We start from the raw sequence: 18,648 nt of genomic DNA on the forward strand, positions 1-18,648 counted from the left end.
AAACACGCATGCAGAGACCATCATCAGCCGGTCAGTGATACTGCCACTCCATTTTGAGTGACAACCTATGTAACTATACTCGCTTTCATCAAGAAACACAAGTTAAAAACTTTATGCCTCACATCACAAATATTCAAAATTCATTCAATTTCTCATGGTTATAAAATTACCGTGCGAACGTAAACATGAATTTCAAATTATGCACTGTATAGTTGGTTTTGCCGCAAGATCTCGGGGTTTTTACCTCCCCTCGCCGCGGCGACTCATACAACTATACAGAGGCTTTCCGTGCTTTGCAAACCAGAATAATATGCAGTACATCACATAATATTTTGGGTGTTTACTTCCATGAAAACCTCATTCACGAAAACTCCTTTATACTCCGAAAATTCTTAAAGACTCAAGGCGCTGCCCTCCCGGTAAAATACCGGTCAAGCAACGCCTTTCTTACGCTCAAATGCGCTAGAATCCGCTAATACTGCTGCGGTGGAGTTTCAGAAGCCATGTTATTAAACCGCGAGTACTTACCGCTAAATGCCAAGGGAATAGTCTTCGTTGGGCCGCCACGATGCTTCGCAATAATCATGTCTGCTTCGCCCACACGATCGCTATCGGGGTTGTACATATCCTCACGATGCAGCAGAATCACCATATCCGCATCCTGCTCAATCGAACCGGACTCACGCAGATCAGAGATCATCGGGCGCTTATCGGTGCGCTGCTCCGAACCACGGTTCAGCTGCGAGAGCGCAATGACCGGAACTTCAAGTTCCTTCGCCAAAAGTTTGAGACTACGGGAAAACTCCGAAACCTCTTGCTGACGAGACTCAACTTTCTTACCCGAGCTCATTAGCTGCAGGTAGTCCAGCACCACAAGCTGCAATTGATTGCGCTGCTTAAGACGACGGCATTTCGCACGAATCTCCATGAGCGTCATGTTCGGCGAATCATCAATAAAAAGCGGTGCACCAGTTATTTTCCCCTGCAGGGTCGCCAGGTTGGTCCATCCCTCCTGGTCAAGATCTCCCTTCTTGAGGCGGCCCATCGAAATACGGCCCTCCGCCGAAAGCACACGCATTGCAAGCTCGGTGCGACCCATTTCCAAAGAGAAAAAGACCGTCGTCATATCATGGTGAATCGCGGCAGAACGGGCGATGTCCAGTGCCAAAGTCGATTTACCCACGCCGGGGCGCGCGGCAACCACAATCATCTGCCCCGGATGCAAACCACCGGTGAGCTCATCAAACTCAATAAAGCTCGTGGGCACGCCATAAACGCCATCCGGGCGGTTCGAGTTCGCATCGATCTCGTTCATCGTGGCTTCTAAGGCATCTGAGAAGGTAACGTAATCCTCTTTCGCGTTGCCATCTGAAATTGCGTAAATCTCAGATTGTGCCTGATCAACCAGCGAGTCTACCTCTCCCTCGCTCGTGTAACCGAGCTGGGCGATCTTAGTGCCAGCCTCTACCAGACGGCGCATAACCGCGTGTTCCTTGACGATCTCAGCATAATACTGGGCATTCGCAGCGGTTGGAACCGAAGCGATAAGCGTATGCAGATATGTTGCCCCACCGACTCGTGTGAGTTCACCGCGGCCCTTGAGCTCATCCGCTACCGTAATCGCATCGGCGGGGTTGCCGTGACCGTACAGAGAAATAATTGCCTCATAGATCAGTTCATGCTGCGGCTTATAGAAATCTCCCGCATGCAGAGTCTCTACCACATCGGCAATAGCGTCTTTAGAGAGCATCATGCCGCCCAGCACCGACTGCTCCGCGACATCATCGTGCGGCAGGGTGCGAGAACCATAATCGATAGCAGTTTCAGACATGCTTTTTCCTCAAAATCGCGTTTTTATCCGATGTTTATGGCGTTCCAGAAGCAATTTCTGCAGAACTTCTATGCTAGTTTCTCATGAACGCTTGTTGAAATGTACACCGCCTTATAAATTCTGTGTCTGTTCCCGGTAGAACTCTCGAAGACTATTCGTTCCCGTCGGCTCCCCCACACAATCATGCGTTAAGCCCCACAGCATAAACGATAAAGTATCGGCCACGCGCGGTTTGATAAGGCCGATCACCTTCACCACACCGTCTGCTAACCGGGGCGGGATAACCGTGATCTTCGCGGGGCGTCCCACCGCCTCAAAAGCGTACTGTGCTACCTCGCGCCACGAGAGAACCTCGGGACCACCAATATCGTAGGATCCTTCTTGAGCAGATTCCACCTTATCAAGACAGTATGCGGCAACATCCGCCCCGTGAATGGGGTTAAGCCGCCCTTGCGGTCGCAGAAGATACACCCGGCCGCGGCGTGCCATCTGCGCTATAGCGCTCATATCCGAGAAGTATCCACTCGGGCTCACCACCTGATGCACCAGTTAGGCAGGATTACAGTCTTTGAGATAGCCCTCAATCACATCGACGGCGCGGGTTGGACCGTCCATGCCACGCATTGCCTTGCTGAGCTGCCGGGCCTTGGCACGCATGGTCTCATCTGAAAGTAAACGATCCAGAATGCCGTGCATCTGACCTCGGTGCACATCATGTTTCGCGAAGCGCAGGGCGTTGCCGTACCGCACACATTCCTCAATATTCCAGCGTTGCTCAGCCTGCATGGCGATACCCGCAAACGGTACCCCCGCCAGACACGCTGTCTGCACGGTTCCTTCACCACCGTGCGTAATTGAGGCATCAATGTGCCCGGCAAGCAGATGAGCCGGAACAGTTCCCGCATGGTGAATATTGTCGCCCAGCGAGCGCGCATCAGCATCCGCTAACAGCACCCCATCACCGACCAGCACATCTACCGGTACCGTTGAAAGTTGCCGCAGCACCGCCGCCAAGATATGCGAAGACCCGGACGAGCCCATCCCCACGTAGATAAGTGGTCGCTTTTTAGGTTCCTGAACAACCTGCGGAAGTTCACCGGGAGCACGGTAGTAGATAGGACCCACACTGACATCCGGCGCCGTTAACGGATCGCCGCGCAGCTCGGTAAAAAGAGAACAGATAAGGTTTACGTCAGCGCTGAACATATCGACGGTACGGCGCGGGAGTTTGATTCCATGTTCGCGGGCTACACGAGTGAACGAGGCTGGTTTATAAGATATTGTCCGAGCCAGTGCGCGTAACCATCCCGGTGCTGCGGGGGCTTCACCGGCAGGTTTCGCAGAAAAATAGGTCGTTGAATATGCGTAAGGGCGCGCATAGAAAATAGGTACACCGGCGATGCGCGCGGAGATCAGCATAGTTGGGTTAGAGCCGATCACCACGGCATCTGCGTTAAAGTCACGAATGGCCGCAAGTTCTACGGTAACCCTCTGGCGTACTTTCTCGGTGGTGAAGGGATGCCGCACTCCCCTGCCTTGGTCAAGCGCCATGAGTTGTTTCGCTTCGGCATCAGTCATGATGGGTTCACGAAGATGCACGGGAAGCCGCGCGCTTTCCAGCAACCCACGGTATTTGGGCGAGTATATATGGAAGAGGACTTTGTGCCCTCGGTCTTGGGCAACACGCGCTATTTCGATGCCGCGCGTGGTTTCACCCATATTAAAGCTTTCGGGAGAGAAAAGAATACGGCTCATTGTCTTCTCCAGCGGGGGGCGTACACATGCTTGAGCGGGATCTACGCCTCATATATATCTAGTGTAAAACGGAGCCTCAGTAATCCGCCCACTGTATCGGGAAAACTCAGGCTCCGTTTTCTGACCGCGCAAATCGTAGTTATTTCTTCCGTAGAACCAGACCGATAGCGCCTATATGGTCGGCGTGACGGCGGAAAACACTGCGCATACCCAGCACGCGCTCACGAATCTGCGGTTTGCGTGCAAGGTTGAACATGATCTTGGCGAGTCCGCCCACCCCTTCATCGGCAATCATGCGTTTGGGTTCTAAAAGAGCCATCTCGGTTTGATATACGTCTAACACCTCAAACCCGGCTTCTTCGGCAAGGCGGGTCCATTCGGCAACCGTAAGCGGGCGTGCGTTCACGCGAATGCTTCGTGCCAGGTCCTTCTGAATTTCTTCTTGAACTTCGGTACGCAGGTAGTCGGGGGTCAGCGACAGCTCGTGAATGGCGTAGTACCCGCCCGGCCGTAGGATGCGCGCCGCTTCGCGCATAATTTCCAGCTTGTGCTTGTCGGTCTGCATGGTCAGCATAGCCTCGCCCACCACCACGTCATAGCTGGAATCGGGCAGCCCGGTTTCCTGCGCCCCGGCGTTCACGACTGTGTAGTTGGGGTTGTCTCCGATGCGCCCGCGCACGATTTCAGCCGCCTTTGGATCAAGATCTACACCGGTGTAAGTCTTGGGGCTGCGTTTGACGATTTCGAGAGCCGTGATACCCAGCCCGGGGGCAAATTCGACTACGTCAATCTGTCCGCCGAGTGCACGGCTGAGCAGCCAGTTTGTAGTTTCGCGCCCACCGGGGCGGAGGACTTTTTTGCCGAGTTGGGCGAGCAGCCAGTGTCCGGCGGCTTTTTCGGCGGGACGATCAGTACCGGGAACGTTCGGGGTTTTAGGCACGATAAATCTCCTGTGATAATTCGTATTTAATATGCAAGATTTTTATGCTCTAATTCTACACTCCGTCATGAGGTAGCCGCATTCTTCGTATGCTGTATCTTGCAAACCTCCTGTCACGCCGATACTACGCCATTGTTTTCTGTGGCTTTATGTGCGGAACGCAGACTAAGGGGTAAACGAAACTGAGACCGAACCCGAAGATTCGATCTCAGCCTCAATCACACACACATACATACGAAAATCAGAGCCACTTCCGCTAAGGAAAGTCCAACTTTCAGATAGTCCTCTCGAACTACCTGACATAACTATGACCCGTCAACCTTTATTCCTCGTGAGTTAAACCTTGGGAATATCTGTGAATACGAGGGGTCATGTGTGCTGTAGACACAAGGCCAGGGGTCAGAGCTTCCTTACAGGGCATATATCGCAGAGAATTACACGCTGTATTCGGTACCGTGCATGAGATTGTGATAGCCGCCCGGAAGAAGGCGAAATTTTTAAAACTGAAAAGCGAGGCTACACGGTAGCCTCGCTTTTCAGTTCCACGAGAGCATATCCGCTCTCTGAAACACACACATTCACATCGCAGTCCTCTCGAACCAACACCTCCAGTTAACCGTAGTTACCTTGAGAAACCTTGGGGTTTGGCTGAAAAACACCTGAAAGTCCCCGCAAGAAATACTGGGAAGAGCGTCAGTCCGATACCTCAGCATGCAGAGCACAATCCCCGCGCGACAGTAATTTAGCCGTTAGAGTTCAGAAGAGCATCAGCCAAAACCACGGTCACCGGGTTTATCAGCACCGATACCGCCGCCAATACAATATTTGCAATGCGATGGCGCACAAACCGAATAAGCCCCACTATGGCACAGATAAAGGCGATCACAGAGGTAAAACTACCCACGATTATCGTGATATAAAACAGGATGGCATTCACCGTGAGCGAGGGAAAAGGAATAAAGGCAAGTATCACAAGTACAACACTTACTGCCTCGAAGATGATGCCGACCCGCAAAAGCTGAGTGCTGGGGGGAAGGTGATTGAAAGATTTTTTCGCCATATATCTAGCCTAACCGAGAGTAGCCCACAACAATGATCCTTGATGTAACAGCAAGTGCCGCCTCCCAGCCAGTATATGTTCAGGAGGCGGCACTTCCTCTTACCTGATGAGCCGTAAGTCTAAGACTTCATATCGTTGAATTTGAAGCGAATCCAGCCAAGTACCAAGGGTACAAAACCCCACAGGGTGAAGAGGATACAGCGGACTTCGTAGCTGGGATCTTTAAACTTATCAGTATCGTAGACCAACATATTTTCGCCCAGATGGACAGGTAGATACTTGGAAACATCGCTTGCCCACTCAGCAGACCTGAAGAAACTAAGAACTATTGTCACCACAAAAAGCAGAACGACTGTAAGAACAATAGCTCCGGCACTATTACGGAGGAGAGCACCAAACCCGAATCCCATCCAAGCAAGTACCACAAGATACAGTCCAAGAAGAAGAGTGATTCGAAGTACTTCACCATCGAAAGAGACTCGTAGCTTTTCCGTGAGTATCATCTGACCTAAGAAGAATGCCAAGATACCGCTCAAGGTTCCTACGACAAAAGCTACCACCGTCACCACAAGGGCTTTAGCAGAATATAAAAGAGAACGACGCGGTACTGCTAGCTGACTTGTTTGCATGGCACCCGTGGCATATTCGGATGCAATAAATACCGTCGCCATGGAAGAAAGAATAATGCCTCCCAATGAAGCGCCTACAACTCCGATAGAGTATGATGCGCTCTTCATCTGGTCAATGATCTCGGAACCGTTGACTGATTGCCCATTCACAATCTGCGATGTACTCACATCTTTCTCATACTGTGCCAATTGTTCGTTAAAAACAGGAGCCAGCAGCATTGCGAGTCCTAAAATCAGCACTACCGTAATGATGAAGAGAACCTGCTGAGAACGTAGGGAGCGCATCTTTAACCATTCTGAGCGGAGCACACCCAGGAATGATAGGTTATGAGCAACCGGTGCAGGCGCATTTTTAGTAGCGTAGGTTTGAGTACTCATTTATATGTTCCTCCCATTCCCCTGCTGGGTTTCGTCAATAAAGCTGTGCTCTGGAGAACTAGCCACCGGTTGCAGTTGAGGATCGACTGCCGGTGCATTTGGTACCGAAGAACCCGCATCTGCGGCACCAGCACCTGGAAGACTATCAGAGACATATTCAACCTCTGAACGTGTAATTTCAAGGTAAACATCCTCAAGAGTTGCTTCATGAGGCGCCAGTTCATAGAGCAAAATTTGCTCACGCAAAGCGAGCTCACCCAGGTCGCGAGCATCAGCCGAAACCAACAAACCATCGGTATCGACCGCCTCGAAAGGAAGCGACCGTTCCGCAAGGAGCGAAGCAAAAAGGTCACGTTCATCGGTACGAACCAGAACTTTATGACCGCCGATGCGCGAGATAAGTTCATCAATAGACGTGTGTTCCAGCAGGCGACCGCGCCCAATAATAATGAGGTCGTCAGCGGTCTGCGCCATCTCACTCATAAGGTGCGAAGAAATCAGCACCGCCCGGCCTTCGGACGCCAAATACTTCGCCAACTGACGAACCCACACCACGCCTTCGGGATCAAGACCATTAACCGGCTCATCCAGAATAACGTTATGGGGATCGCCCAAGATAGCTGAGGCGATACCTAAACGCTGGTTCATACCGAGGGAAAAACCGCCGACCTTCCGTTTAGCCACCTGGCTAAGACCGGTCATGCCGATAACTTCGTCCACACGTTTCGCCGAAATACCGTGGGTAAGCGCAATAGACATGAGGTGGGTGCGTGCGCTGCGCCCCGGATGTACCGATTTCCCGTCAAGGAGGGCTCCCACCGTATGGAGCGGAGATTTAAGGGACTGATAATTTTTGCCGTCTACAAGGGCTTCGCCCGAGGTGGGCTTATGGAGTCCGACCAGCATGCGCATCGTGGTCGATTTACCTGCCCCATTGGGACCCAAGAAACCGGTGACTTTACCATCGGGAACGATAAAAGACATATCGTTAACGGCGGTTTTATCACCATACCTCTTGGTAAGATTCTGAACCTGTAACATCTACATCTACCCTTCTGAAGAAGTTTAAGGTTGCTCTATCACGTCCAGTCTACGGTTCTCACTTCGGAGAATATAGGATTTTTGAGGTTCCTTCGGAATTTTTTATTATTTCTCAATCTTTTTACATACACCGTTTCACGTGAAACATTGATGCTGTCTATAAGAAAATTCCTATAGAAATATAGTTATCCAACGTATAGAGATAGAAATACTACTATATCGAAGTATCTCCAAGAATAGTCCTAATGCCCGTCCCCTAGGGTTGTGCGCCCACGTCTGTGAAATTACTGTAGTTAAAAATAGACCGTATACGAAGGGGTAGGGAACTATGCGTAGGACTAGCAGTACACCGGAACCACAGAAAAACCGTGCAGGATACGTCCGGTGGGGCAGGTGCCTCCTTGGTAGTACAGCGCTTGCTGCCACAACTTACATGGGTGTTCAAGGTATACGATGCCGCCGGGCACTCCACGATGCTGTGGACGAACTCGCGTCGTATCCGGTCAAAACGGTGCATCTCAGCTATGGAGAGATAGCATATCTCGATATTATGCCCACCGGGTCGTCCTCAGTATATAGCAACCCTCCCGTTATTCTGTCTCTGCACGGTATCTATGGCGGCTACGACCAAGCCTTTGAGAACGTTAGGAAGCTCTCGAAACACTACAGGATTATTGCTCCATCGCGTTTTGGGTACCCCGGAAGCGCGGTCGCAGGTGAAGGAACTCCCAAAGAACAGGCAGCGGCTCTGATGGCCCTCCTTGATATCCTCAATATCGAGACGGTCTATGTGATAGGCGCCTCTGCAGGAGGAACCCCCGCTCTTCGTTTCGCTCTGGATTATCCGGAACGAACAGCAGGTCTTATTCTCCTCAGCTCTGCCCCGCCCCAGGAGGAAAAACCACGAAAGCTGCCCACGCGTATGGGGCCTCCTGCCACCCTGAACCATAACTACGTCATGTGGCTGCTGTCTCCGTTTTTCAAACCTCTATTTGGGCTTCCCTCAAATACCATATATGGGATGCTCCCCCTACAGGAGCGACGTATGGGAGCCAAGATCGACACAACTATCACGAACCCGGATATGGCGGTCCATCTTGAGGAATACCCCATTGAGAGCTTGGAACCGCCCGTTTTTCTGATCCACGCACAAGATGACCGAGTGGTGCCTTTTGCCCAGCCGCGAGGGCATGTGCAGAGTTCTATGTACCGATACCCGAATCTCACCACATGTATCTTCGAAACGGGGGGTCATATGATCGAGGGGCATTCGGAAGAGGTAACCCAAGCGGTCATAGATTTTATTGACGGTATTCTGTAACACACAATGTTTCACGTGAAACATACCCCTCCCCTACCCCGCACTTCTCGAGTAAAACGGATGATTGGCTCCACATATGAAAAGGGCGTCGCATCCCAGTCGGAATGCGACGCCCTCACAGCGTCTAAATACGCCCTGCTTATGCGGCTGCTACAACGTCCAGAGTAACGTTGGCAACAACATCCTCGTGCAGACGAGCGGTCACCTGGTATTCACCAGTGCGCTTGATAGCGGAACCGAGGTGAATGGTGCGCTTGTCGATAGTGCCGAGACCTGCCTCTTCAATAGCGTCAGCAATAGCATCTGCCTTAACGGAGCCGAAGAGACGACCATCAGCACCAGCCTTGTGTGCCACTACAATTGGGCGAGCAGAGAGCTTAGCTGCGGTCTCCTGGGCTTCTTCCAGGGAGGCCTTCGCACGCGCCGCACGGGCCGCACGGATAGATTCAACCTGCTTCTCGCCGCCAACGGTCCATGAAACGGCAAAGCCGCGAGGAAGAAGGTAGTTACGTGCATAGCCGTTCTTAACGGTGACGATGTCACCAGCGGCACCCAGACCGGTTACTTCCTGAGTCAGAATAATCTTAGCCATAGTACTTGTTACTCTCCTTCTCGTTAGCGGCCAGCGCCGGAGTAGGGAAGCAGTGCAACCTCACGGGCATTCTTAATTGCCTGAGCGATCTTGCGCTGTTCCTGAACGGTCACGCCAGTTACGCGGCGAGCGCGGATCTTGCCGCGATCGGAGATGAACTTGCGTAGCAAGGCGACGTCTTTGTAATCGATAACGGTGACGTCAGCAGCTTTCAGGGGGTTCTGCTTAGGTTTGGGCTTACGGATTTCAGCCTTAGCCATCGTGGTGCTCCTTTAGGTTGGGAGCCCGCGGCGTTAACCGCGGGATGGATTGATATATGGTTTGGTTTGAGGAAGACGGAACGTTTCTTTAGAACGGAGGTTCGTCATCGGCGCCGGTACCCCAATCGTAGTTTCCGCCGGACTGTGAGGTCCACGGATCAGCCGCAGGTGCCTGCTGCTGTGCCGGTTGTGCGGGCGCCTGCTGGGCTCCCCCACCGAATCCGGCATTACTGGAGTAACCGTTTCCGCCCTGCTGCTGAGCGAAGCCCTGCTGCGGCGCGGAATTGTTAAAACCACCCTGCTGGGGGTTATTACCGAAGTTATTACCGCCAAAGTTGCCGCCCTGCTGACCGCCGAAGTTACCTCCAGAGGTGCGCTGTGAACGGGTTACCTGGGCGGTAGTGTACCGCAGAGCGGGACCGATCTCATCGAGCTCGATCTCCATTGAGGTACGACGTTCGCCTTCCTTCGTTTCATACGAGCGAGACTTCAAACGGCCCTGGGCGATCACACGGGTTCCCTTTTTCAGGGTCTCTGCGACGTTCTCTGCGTAGTCGCGCCAGATAGACGCACGCAGGAACAGTGCCTCACCGTCTTCCCACTGACCGGTTTGACGGTTGTAGGTACGCGGGGTAGATGCAATCGTAAAGTTTGCAACCGCTGCACCTGCGGGAGTGTAGCGCAGCTCAGGGTCGCTGGTGAGATTCCCGACCACAGTGATAATGGTTTCGCCTGCCATTGATGCCTCCTCGAATGGATTCAAGTATATAACTCTAGGTAACCATAGGAACCTGACATTTTAATCAGGTCGCGGTTTTAGAGTCTTACTTGTTGACCTTCTGATCCTCCGGACGGATGATCTTGGTACGCATAACGGACTCGTTCAGGTTTAGAACACGGTCGAGCTCAGCGGCGGTCTCAGGGCTCGCGGTGAAGTTAACAACCGCATAGATACCTTCGGACTTCTTCTGGATCTCGTATGCCAGACGGCGGCGACCCCAGATGTCAAGGTTGTCGATGGTACCGCCAGCGTTGGTGACGATTTCCAGGAACTTCGACAGAGACGGCTCTACCGCTCGGTCCTCAACCTCGGGGTTGAGGATAACCATCAGTTCGTATGCACGCATGATTAAACCCCTCCTTTGGGCTAAACGGCTATGGGATTTCCATAGCAGGAGATTCATGTGGCACCCGGTGCAGCATCCTCTTGTTCAGGATGCACACACAGATTCTTCTATACTACACGAGAATACGCGGTAGAATCCAGCAAAGAGAAGGATGCGCCCACCACACCGCATGGGTGTAACGGGAGCATCCTGAAGCTAGAGTCTTGAACGCTAAAAATTCTGGTTTTAGTAGTAACGAACCGAAGAGTCCCGAAGGTTGAGGATGGCGACTCGAAGGATATTCGTGAAGAGGTCTTTGAAGAGCAGAAGACCTAGCGGAATACCGGTTATCCAACCTAAACCTATAGGCGTCAGCAGGCTGGTTATACCGGTGAGCGCAAGGTAAAGCAGCCCCTGAATTGGCTGACGCAGATAAAACTTGTGGATGCCTAACCATCCGAGGAAAAACCACAGCACATAGGTGAGAAGTACGGATTTGGGGCGAATCACGACGACGGTTGACTGTTCATGTTCGGAGTTCACATAAGTACGGCTGCCCGGAACGGTTCCATGGGCGAAAAGTTTAGGTTCATAAACCTGTTGCGACATATTTCCTTCCTTCGTGAGTGTTTCAGCGCGCTGTATATAACGCGCTCACTGCAAGTTTAGACAGTTCACATGCGCAAACCCTGGGAACGGGGTGTGTATTCGGTGGGAGTCTGCCCTCCCCTCCCCCACCGCACCAACCTTCGTTTAGACAAAAAATCCCGCATCCTCGACTGTGAGGATGCGGGATTCTCCAATGCGCGGTGGGGTTGTGATAATGGGCTGTTACTGCTTCACGACAACGGGGGTTACACCGTTGAGTTGGTTCACCCGGCCAGGTATCAGGAAAATATCAATGATGAGCAAGATGCCCAAAATTACAAGAGGAATTATCCCGATAAGAAACCAAATAGTTGCCCAGCCAGTAAGGAATAAACACAGGTATAGAATCCCTTGACCCGTTTGGTTCAGATAAAACTTGTGAATACCAGGGGAACCTAGGAAAAACCACAGCAGATATGCCACCGCCATGGATTTGGGTTGCTGCACCATCATGACCGGTGCTACGGCGATAGGTTGTACGGGCTGTCCGTGAGGTTGGGAACCGTTGAATGCAGGTTTAGAAGCCGGATTAAAGGCAGAGTTATCAGACATAGTAATGCCCTTTCGGTGAATGTGTATTCGTGCGCGGCGAACGCTGCCGCTGAGTACCATCCTACACGTCAATTTAGCTTCACAGAGGCATTTAGTTAACCTTATGCGCCGTAGTCTCCGTCATACTCTTTTCCGCAGTATTCCGCCGCATTATGGAGATTTAGGACTCTCCGTGCTCCTGCCACCACACAAGCAGACGGCGGGTCGCTTCTTCTTCACCAAGTTCACCCTCATCCAAACGCAGGTTCAGCAGGAATTTATACGCCTGCCCCACAAGAGGCCCAGGACCGATGCCCAGCACCACCATAATCTGCTCGCCATCCAGTTCAGGGCGCATCGCATCCAGCTCTTCTTGAGCGGCAAGCTCATCAATACGCCGCTCCAAATCATCGTATGCCTGCGCCAGCGAGCGCGCCATGCGCTTATTGCGCGTGGTGACATCCGACCGAGAAAGCCTGTGGAGACGCTGCAGTTGCTCCCCTGCGTCCCGCACGTATCGACGTACCGCCGAGTCGGTCCACCCGGCCTCACGGTAGCCGTAGAAACGCATATGAAGCTCCACGAGGCGCGCCACCGCCTTGATGGTGTCGTTATCGAAGCGTAGGGCGCGCATCCGTTTTTTGACCATGCGTGCGCCAACCACATCGTGCTGCAGAAAAGATACCGAGCCGTCTTTCTCGAATCTGCGGGTTTTGGGTTTGCCGATGTCGTGCAGAAGCGATGCGAAACGCAGCACAAAATCGGGCGCGGGGCAGGAACCGTCAGCGTCGGTTTCCTTCTCGATCGCCTGTTCCATGACTTTGAGCGAGTGCTCATAAACGTCTTTATGGTGGTGTGAAGGGTCCATTTCCATGCGCAGGGCGGGCAGCTCCGGGAGCACATAGTCCGCAAGCCCGGTTTCTACGAGCAAGTTCAGGCCCACGCGCGGGTAATCTGCACAGATGAGTTTGATGAGTTCGTCGCGCACCCGTTCCGCCGAAATAATCTCGATGCGCGATGCCATCTGCCGCATCGCTTCGAATACTTCCGGCGCTACAGTGAGGTTGAACCGAGCAGCGAACCGTGCCGCGCGCATCATACGAAGAGGGTCTTCGGAAAAGGATTCTTGAGGCGAGCGCGGGGTGCGCAAAACGCCCTCTGTTAAATCTTGAGTGCCGTGGAAAAGATCCACGATCTCCCCCGAAGGCAGCGCAGCAGCCATAGCGTTGATAGTGAAGTCGCGCCGTATCAAGTCAGCCTTCAGGTCGGTGCCGAATTCCACCGTGGGTTTGCGGGAATCAGCGACGTACACTTCGGCGCGGTAGGTCGTTACCTCGTAAACAGCGCCGTTTTTGCGGGCGCTGATAGTGCCGTATTCTTTGCCGATATCCCAGGTATGCTCTCCCCAGGCGCTCAAAATCCGCTCGCTCTGGGCGGGGGTGGCGTTCGTAGTCATATCAAAATCGGTAAACTCGCCGGGGGTATTGCGTAGTTCATCACGCACCAAACCACCGACTAGATAGAGATCAAAACCCGCCTGGCGGTAGAGTTCGCCGAGTTCAACAGCATCCGGATATTTTGAGAGCACATCAAGTTTTTGCGACATAGTCTCTTAATCCTGCCAGATATTAGCGACAAGAGCATATTAGCGGGCTCCTATCAGCCGCACCATAGCCCAAAATAGCGCCGCATCGGATAAGGTAGAACTATGAGTTTTCCCGTACCGCGCGCACCCAAAATGCGCCCCTTCGCGCCCCAGCTTCCGGTGCCTGCGCTTGAAGAGGTCTCTTCGGGAGGGCTCATGATTAATTTTGATAGTCCCGACCTGCCGGTGGCAATCATTGCGCGCTATAACCGCAACAGACAGCTCGAATGGTGTCTACCTAAGGGACATGTTGAAGGTCATGAAAGTCTGATAGAAACAGCTCAGCGAGAAATAGCCGAAGAAACCGGAATTACCGGTTACATTGTTGCTACCCTCGGGTATATCGACTACTGGTTTACGTCTAGTGGGCAGCGCATCCATAAAACGGTACATCACTACCTTTTTTGTGCTACCGGCGGCCGCCTAACCATTGAGCATGACCCCGATCATGAAGCAGTCGATGTTGCGTGGGTACCCCTGGCGGAGCTTAGCCAGAAACTCTCTTTCGCTAATGAACGGCGCATCGCAGATATTGCACGAGAGTATATTAATACCCAGCTCTAACGTCACAACCAGGAGAAGAAGTTGGCACGTACCGATGCACGCTCAAGCGCCATTATGGCGGCGGGAACGCTCGTATCCCGTGTTCTAGGGTTCCTTAAGGCAATCCTTCTCACGGTGGCACTGGGTGCCCTCTCGACCGTAGGTGACGTCTTCGAGACCGCAAATACGCTCCCCAACCTCATCTACGTGTTGGTTGCCGGTGGTGTGTTCAACGCCGTGCTCGTGCCGCAGATTATCAAAGCCGCTAAAGCCCAAGACGGCGGCGAACGGTATATTTCCAAGCTCGTAACAATTACGGTGACGGCCATCGGTCTGATTACAGCGATTACGCTGGCGTGCGCCATCCCTATTATCAACGTTATGGGCTCTACATGGACGCCAGAGCAGAAAGAACTCGGGTATATATTCTCGTTCTGGTGTTTGCCGCAAATCTTCTTCTACGGGCTTTATACGGTCATTGGGCAGGTACTCAACGCGAAAGAGGCCTTCGGGGCTTTCATGTGGGCGCCCGTGCTCAATAACGTCGTTGCTATCGCTGCGCTCTTTATCTTTATTTTCACCTTCGGGGCGCAGGATACAACCATCAATCCGCCACGCCACTCGGTCGAAAGCTGGACGTCGATGCAGACGATCTTCCTCGCCGGATCGGCAACTCTGGGCGTGGCGCTGCAGGCTATCGTTCTCTTTATCCCGCTCAGGAAGCTGGGGCTGCGGCTCAAGCCGGACTTCGGCTGGCGCGGTATCGGACTGCGGGAAGCATCTCGTCTGGCGATTTGGACCCTTGCCGCCGGTGCCGTCTCTAACCTGTCGTATATGTATATGACGCGGGTTGCCGCATCCGTGGTGAGCGCCCGCGCCCAGTATGCCGATATGGGTATTCAGATTCCCGGTCTGCAGGCAATGAACTACGCCTCAATGCTCTACTCGCTCCCCCACGGCGTGATTGGCATTTCCATCGCTACCGTCCTCTTTAACCGCATGAGTTCCTCCGCCATCGCGGACGATAGCGACAGCGTCATTCACGCCCTTTCGCACGGCATGCGTACCGCCGGTATTGCCACCGTTTTCTGTGCGCTCGCACTTATCGTCCTCGCCGGTCCCGTGGCGGTGCTCTTTAGCGGCGGCGACCCGGTTGCGGCAACCGTTATTGGGCGCCTCATTGCTATTACCGCATTGGGAACCCCTGCACTGACCATATCCTTCCTCTACGGGCGTGTTCTCTACGCCCGGGAAAACGCGCGCACTCCCTTCCTCATTCAGTTCTACGCCGCGATTGTTATGGTCGTTATGAGCGGGGTTGCCTCCCTGCTTGACCCGCGTTACACCGTGTATGCGCTATCCCTGATTTTCCCGGTACAGAACCTCTTCGTGGTCGCCATCAGCCACTACGAAATTCGCCGCAGACTTGGGTATTATGGGCAGAAGCGTATTATCAACATGTACGCTCGTACTACCCTCGCGGCATGTTTTGCGGGAGTTATTGCCGCCGCCGTATTGTGGGTATTGGGCGGATACAATCTTGATGGCTTCGCCTGGGCATCAAAAATTTCAGCGGTTATAACCCTTATAATCTGTGGTCTCACCATGCTCTTCAGCTATGTGGTGATGCTCAAGATTTTCCGCGTGCGTGAGGCAGATGCTCTCTTCGCGCCCATTGCAGGCAAGGTAAAAGCGCTCGCACGGCGAGGGGCCTCAAACGAATCTTAAACCAGCCCGCAAACCGCTAAAAACACCGTATCCGGCGTAATCCGGGTAAAATCTTTGGAAGAGCCTACTAAACTATAGGCGAGAAAATACATGACGGGAGAGAACTTGTCGCAGCAGATTCCGGTCGGAACCGTTTTGGGTGGCCGTTACGAAATCACCGCACAGATTATCATCACCGCCGAATCAGATATGATCCTCGAAGGTAAGGATCAGATTCTGAACCGTAAGGTTTCGGTGGTGGTGGCTTCTCCCGTGCGCAGCCACCTTTTGGAGAAGAATTCGCGGGCGCTGGCGGTCAATAGCCGCTACAATATTCAGATTCTCGATATGGGAATCGCCCCCGAAGGCAATAAATACCTGGTGACCTCATACAGCCGCCCGGATGTTTTGCTTGACACCCTACTGACCGACAACCCCTCGGTCTCTCCCGACGGCAACCCTGATGAGGCACTCGGTGCCGAAATCTTCGGTGACAGCCTTACCGGTGCCGCGCCGCAAACCTACGAGAACATTCCAATGGTGGGTTCCGAAACCTCCGCTATCAGCGCCGTAAAGGCCTGGGAGGTCTCACAAATCCCCTCAATGAACGTTGCACCTATGGTCTCCGGACCGAACGATGACGGCGTCTATGAAGACGACGAAGACGAAGGTACAAACCGCGGAACCTGGGCTATTGCCTTCGCTGCCGTGCTTCTATTGGTCATTGTTGCCGGTGGTGTACTCACCACGCTGACCGGTCTGGGGTCGAATCACGCATCGAATCCGGTTAAAGGCAAGAACGCCTCGGCAAGCGCAAGCGCTACGGCAGGGTCTACGGAATCTGAGGAAGCCTCCCCGTCGGCATCACCCAGCGCCTCCAATGCGCCAGTAAAGGTTACCTCCGTATCGCGTCTGGTACCGAGCAACCCTAACTTTATGGCGGATATGGATTCCGGTCTTCCCGCACTGACCGATGGTAACCCCTCAAGCACCTGGTCCAGCTATGGTTTTGGTAGCCCCGCCTTCGGTGGTGTCGTCAAGGAATTCGGGCTTGCTGCTAAACTAGAGTCTCCCACGGTTGTCTCTAAACTAACTATTCAGCAGACGGGCGGTTCCGGCGGTTCCTTCACCGTATACACCAATAACCAAGCCTCGATGAGCGGTGCCACCGAAGTTGGCAAGGGAAGCTTCTCTGGGCAGGACGTCACGGTTGAGCTGGATAAGGACAAGCAGTCTGCCGATAAGGGCGGCTACATCATCATCGTCTTCGATGAAGCACCCAAGCTCTCGCAGCCTATCGCAGGGTACAGCTACGGTCTGCGCATTGGCGAGATTAAGGCCGAGTAGCGTATAGCCTCAACGAGCGGCGCATCCTCATACATGGGGATGCGCCATTTATTTTGCCTCGATCTCGCTCTCTCTCAAGGCTTCCGCCCAGTATTCTCCGTCGGGTGCAACCCTGAACATAAAACGTCATATTTTTTCTTCGGTACCCGGCATGTTCGCTTCGACCCCAGTCAATATGGCTTAGCCGCTTCCAGAATGGAATAATTGGGGATATTGTTGCGTTGAGCGACTATCAGAAGAAATTCGAGGAAGAGAAGAATGAGCACTGAAAATACATTGGGTAATCTGTTCGGAGGCGCCGCTCTCGGCGGTCTGAACCTTGCTGCATCCTCTGCCCCCCAGGAAAAAGCCCAAGAAACGGCCTCTGAGGGCGATCAGAAGGTCCACAACGTTATTATTGTGGGTTCCGGCCCTGCCGGGTACACTGCCGCCGTCTACGCGGCGCGTGCCAACCTTGAGCCGGTACTCTTCGCGAGTTCCCTCTCCCCCGGTGGTGCTCTCATGACCACAACCGAGGTCGAAAATTTCCCCGGTTTTGTGCAGGGCATTCAGGGACCCGAACTCATGACCAATTTCGGTGCCCAGGCGGAGCGCTTCGGCACGGATATTCGCTACCAGGATGTCGAAAAGTTGGAACTCGACGGCGATATTAAGAAGGTTATTCTCTCCGACGGTTCCGTACACCTTGCAAAAACCGTTATTCTCTCGACCGGTTCGCAGTACCGCAAGCTGGGTGTTGAAGGTGAGGACACGCTCTCTGGCTATGGCGTCTCGTGGTGTGCAACCTGCGATGGATTCTTCTTCAAAGATAAAGAAATCGCGGTGGTAGGCGGCGGCGATTCTGCCTTGGAAGAAGCACTCTTCCTCACCACCTACGCATCCAAGGTCTACCTGATCCACCGCCGTGACTCTTTGCGCGCATCCGATATTATGCAGCAGCGCGTTTTCGACAACCCCAAGATTGAAGTTCTCTGGAATTCCGTGGTGAGCGAGATTCACGGCGATTCCAAGCTGGAAGAGATTGTTCTGACCGATACCGTTACTGGCGCTACCCGCGATATGAGGCTCGACGGACTGTTCATTGCTATCGGATCTGATCCGCGTATCGAGATGGTTAAGGATCAGCTGGAGATTACCGATCAGAACACGATTGCGGTTCAGGGACGCTCGTCAAAAACCTCTCTGCCCGGCGTTTTCGCCGCGGGCGACGTCATTGATCCAACCTACCGTCAGGCGATTATCGCCGCCGGTTCGGGTGCAATAGCAGCACTCGACGCACAGCACTACCTCGAAAACCTTTAGTCAGGAGAAACA

19 protein-coding genes are annotated in these 18,648 nt (G+C 53.1%); 5 read left to right on the plus strand and 14 right to left on the minus strand.

What is annotated here, in order from left to right:
* Window positions 1–472: 472 nt before the first annotated feature.
* The 7 genes from dnaB to HMPREF2756_RS02495 all read right to left on the minus strand — a co-directional run bounded on the left by dnaB (window position 473) and on the right by HMPREF2756_RS02495 (window position 7,634).
* The gene (gene dnaB, locus HMPREF2756_RS02465; RefSeq protein ID WP_013398176.1) at window positions 473–1,831 is read right to left on the minus strand and encodes a replicative DNA helicase; all 1,359 of its coding nucleotides are present in this window, start codon (window positions 1,829–1,831) and stop codon (window positions 473–475) included.
* A 111-nt stretch (window positions 1,832–1,942) separates the two neighbouring features.
* The gene (locus HMPREF2756_RS02470; protein ID WP_070617952.1) at window positions 1,943–2,338 is read right to left on the minus strand and encodes a Rossmann-fold NAD(P)-binding domain-containing protein; all 396 of its coding nucleotides are present in this window, start codon (window positions 2,336–2,338) and stop codon (window positions 1,943–1,945) included.
* A gap of 42 nt (window positions 2,339–2,380) precedes the next feature.
* Complete coding sequence (locus HMPREF2756_RS02475; protein WP_246825807.1) at window positions 2,381–3,550, minus strand: nucleotide disphospho-sugar-binding domain-containing protein; 1,170 nt, start codon at window positions 3,548–3,550, stop codon at window positions 2,381–2,383.
* A 175-nt stretch (window positions 3,551–3,725) separates the two neighbouring features.
* Window positions 3,726–4,526, minus strand: a complete 801-nt coding sequence (locus HMPREF2756_RS02480; RefSeq protein WP_048778938.1) for a class I SAM-dependent methyltransferase — start codon at window positions 4,524–4,526, stop codon at window positions 3,726–3,728.
* A 742-nt stretch (window positions 4,527–5,268) separates the two neighbouring features.
* Complete coding sequence (locus HMPREF2756_RS02485) at window positions 5,269–5,586, minus strand: hypothetical protein (RefSeq protein ID WP_004005956.1); 318 nt, start codon at window positions 5,584–5,586, stop codon at window positions 5,269–5,271.
* A gap of 119 nt (window positions 5,587–5,705) precedes the next feature.
* Entirely contained in the window at window positions 5,706–6,593 is an 888-nt protein-coding gene (locus HMPREF2756_RS02490; protein WP_070617958.1) for an ABC transporter permease subunit, read from the minus strand.
* Window positions 6,594–7,634, minus strand: coding sequence for an ABC transporter ATP-binding protein (locus HMPREF2756_RS02495; RefSeq protein WP_070617961.1), 1,041 nt, complete (start codon window positions 7,632–7,634; stop codon window positions 6,594–6,596).
* A 478-nt stretch (window positions 7,635–8,112) separates the two neighbouring features.
* Here HMPREF2756_RS02495 and HMPREF2756_RS02500 point away from each other — a divergent pair, with 478 nt between their 5' ends.
* The gene (locus HMPREF2756_RS02500) at window positions 8,113–8,955 is read left to right on the plus strand and encodes an alpha/beta fold hydrolase (protein ID WP_246825808.1); all 843 of its coding nucleotides are present in this window, start codon (window positions 8,113–8,115) and stop codon (window positions 8,953–8,955) included.
* A 139-nt stretch (window positions 8,956–9,094) separates the two neighbouring features.
* Here the strand turns inward: HMPREF2756_RS02500 and rplI are convergent, their stop codons facing one another.
* The 7 genes from rplI to HMPREF2756_RS02535 all read right to left on the minus strand — a co-directional run bounded on the left by rplI (window position 9,095) and on the right by HMPREF2756_RS02535 (window position 13,698).
* Window positions 9,095–9,547 (minus strand): 50S ribosomal protein L9, encoded by a 453-nt coding sequence (rplI, locus tag HMPREF2756_RS02505; protein WP_004005949.1) that lies wholly within the window; start codon window positions 9,545–9,547, stop codon window positions 9,095–9,097.
* 23 nt (window positions 9,548–9,570) lie between these two features.
* Complete coding sequence (rpsR, locus tag HMPREF2756_RS02510) at window positions 9,571–9,807, minus strand: 30S ribosomal protein S18 (protein WP_004005948.1); 237 nt, start codon at window positions 9,805–9,807, stop codon at window positions 9,571–9,573.
* 88 nt (window positions 9,808–9,895) lie between these two features.
* Window positions 9,896–10,546, minus strand: a complete 651-nt coding sequence (locus HMPREF2756_RS02515; RefSeq protein ID WP_070617967.1) for a single-stranded DNA-binding protein — start codon at window positions 10,544–10,546, stop codon at window positions 9,896–9,898.
* Between the two features lie 85 nt (window positions 10,547–10,631).
* Window positions 10,632–10,934 (minus strand): 30S ribosomal protein S6, encoded by a 303-nt coding sequence (gene rpsF, locus HMPREF2756_RS02520; RefSeq protein WP_004005946.1) that lies wholly within the window; start codon window positions 10,932–10,934, stop codon window positions 10,632–10,634.
* A gap of 225 nt (window positions 10,935–11,159) precedes the next feature.
* Window positions 11,160–11,522: a TM2 domain-containing protein gene (locus tag HMPREF2756_RS02525; protein WP_070617970.1), complete on the minus strand. Its 363-nt coding sequence runs from the start codon at window positions 11,520–11,522 to the stop codon at window positions 11,160–11,162.
* A 222-nt stretch (window positions 11,523–11,744) separates the two neighbouring features.
* On the minus strand, window positions 11,745–12,113 hold the full coding sequence (locus HMPREF2756_RS02530; protein ID WP_246825809.1) for a TM2 domain-containing protein: 369 nt from the start codon (window positions 12,111–12,113) through the stop codon (window positions 11,745–11,747).
* A 160-nt stretch (window positions 12,114–12,273) separates the two neighbouring features.
* Window positions 12,274–13,698, minus strand: a complete 1,425-nt coding sequence (locus HMPREF2756_RS02535; RefSeq protein WP_070617973.1) for a CCA tRNA nucleotidyltransferase — start codon at window positions 13,696–13,698, stop codon at window positions 12,274–12,276.
* 102 nt (window positions 13,699–13,800) lie between these two features.
* Between HMPREF2756_RS02535 and HMPREF2756_RS02540 the strand changes: the two genes are divergently transcribed.
* The 4 genes from HMPREF2756_RS02540 (at window position 13,801) to trxB (ending at window position 18,636) form a co-directional block, all read left to right on the plus strand.
* Window positions 13,801–14,301 (plus strand): NUDIX hydrolase, encoded by a 501-nt coding sequence (locus HMPREF2756_RS02540; RefSeq protein ID WP_048755438.1) that lies wholly within the window; start codon window positions 13,801–13,803, stop codon window positions 14,299–14,301.
* Between the two features lie 21 nt (window positions 14,302–14,322).
* On the plus strand, window positions 14,323–16,008 hold the full coding sequence (gene murJ / locus HMPREF2756_RS02545) for a murein biosynthesis integral membrane protein MurJ (RefSeq protein ID WP_004005941.1): 1,686 nt from the start codon (window positions 14,323–14,325) through the stop codon (window positions 16,006–16,008).
* A gap of 90 nt (window positions 16,009–16,098) precedes the next feature.
* Window positions 16,099–17,334 carry a serine/threonine protein kinase gene (locus HMPREF2756_RS02550; protein ID WP_070617976.1) on the plus strand — a complete coding sequence of 412 codons (1,236 nt, stop codon included), beginning with the start codon at window positions 16,099–16,101 and terminating at the stop codon, window positions 17,332–17,334.
* Window positions 17,335–17,592: 258 nt separating this feature from the next.
* Window positions 17,593–18,636 carry a thioredoxin-disulfide reductase gene (trxB, locus tag HMPREF2756_RS02555; protein WP_070617979.1) on the plus strand — a complete coding sequence of 348 codons (1,044 nt, stop codon included), beginning with the start codon at window positions 17,593–17,595 and terminating at the stop codon, window positions 18,634–18,636.
* The last annotated feature ends 12 nt before the right edge of the window (window positions 18,637–18,648 follow it).

It is taken from the genome of Rothia sp. HMSC067H10 (assembly GCF_001810635.1).
Lineage (GTDB): Bacteria > Actinomycetota > Actinomycetes > Actinomycetales > Micrococcaceae > Rothia > Rothia dentocariosa.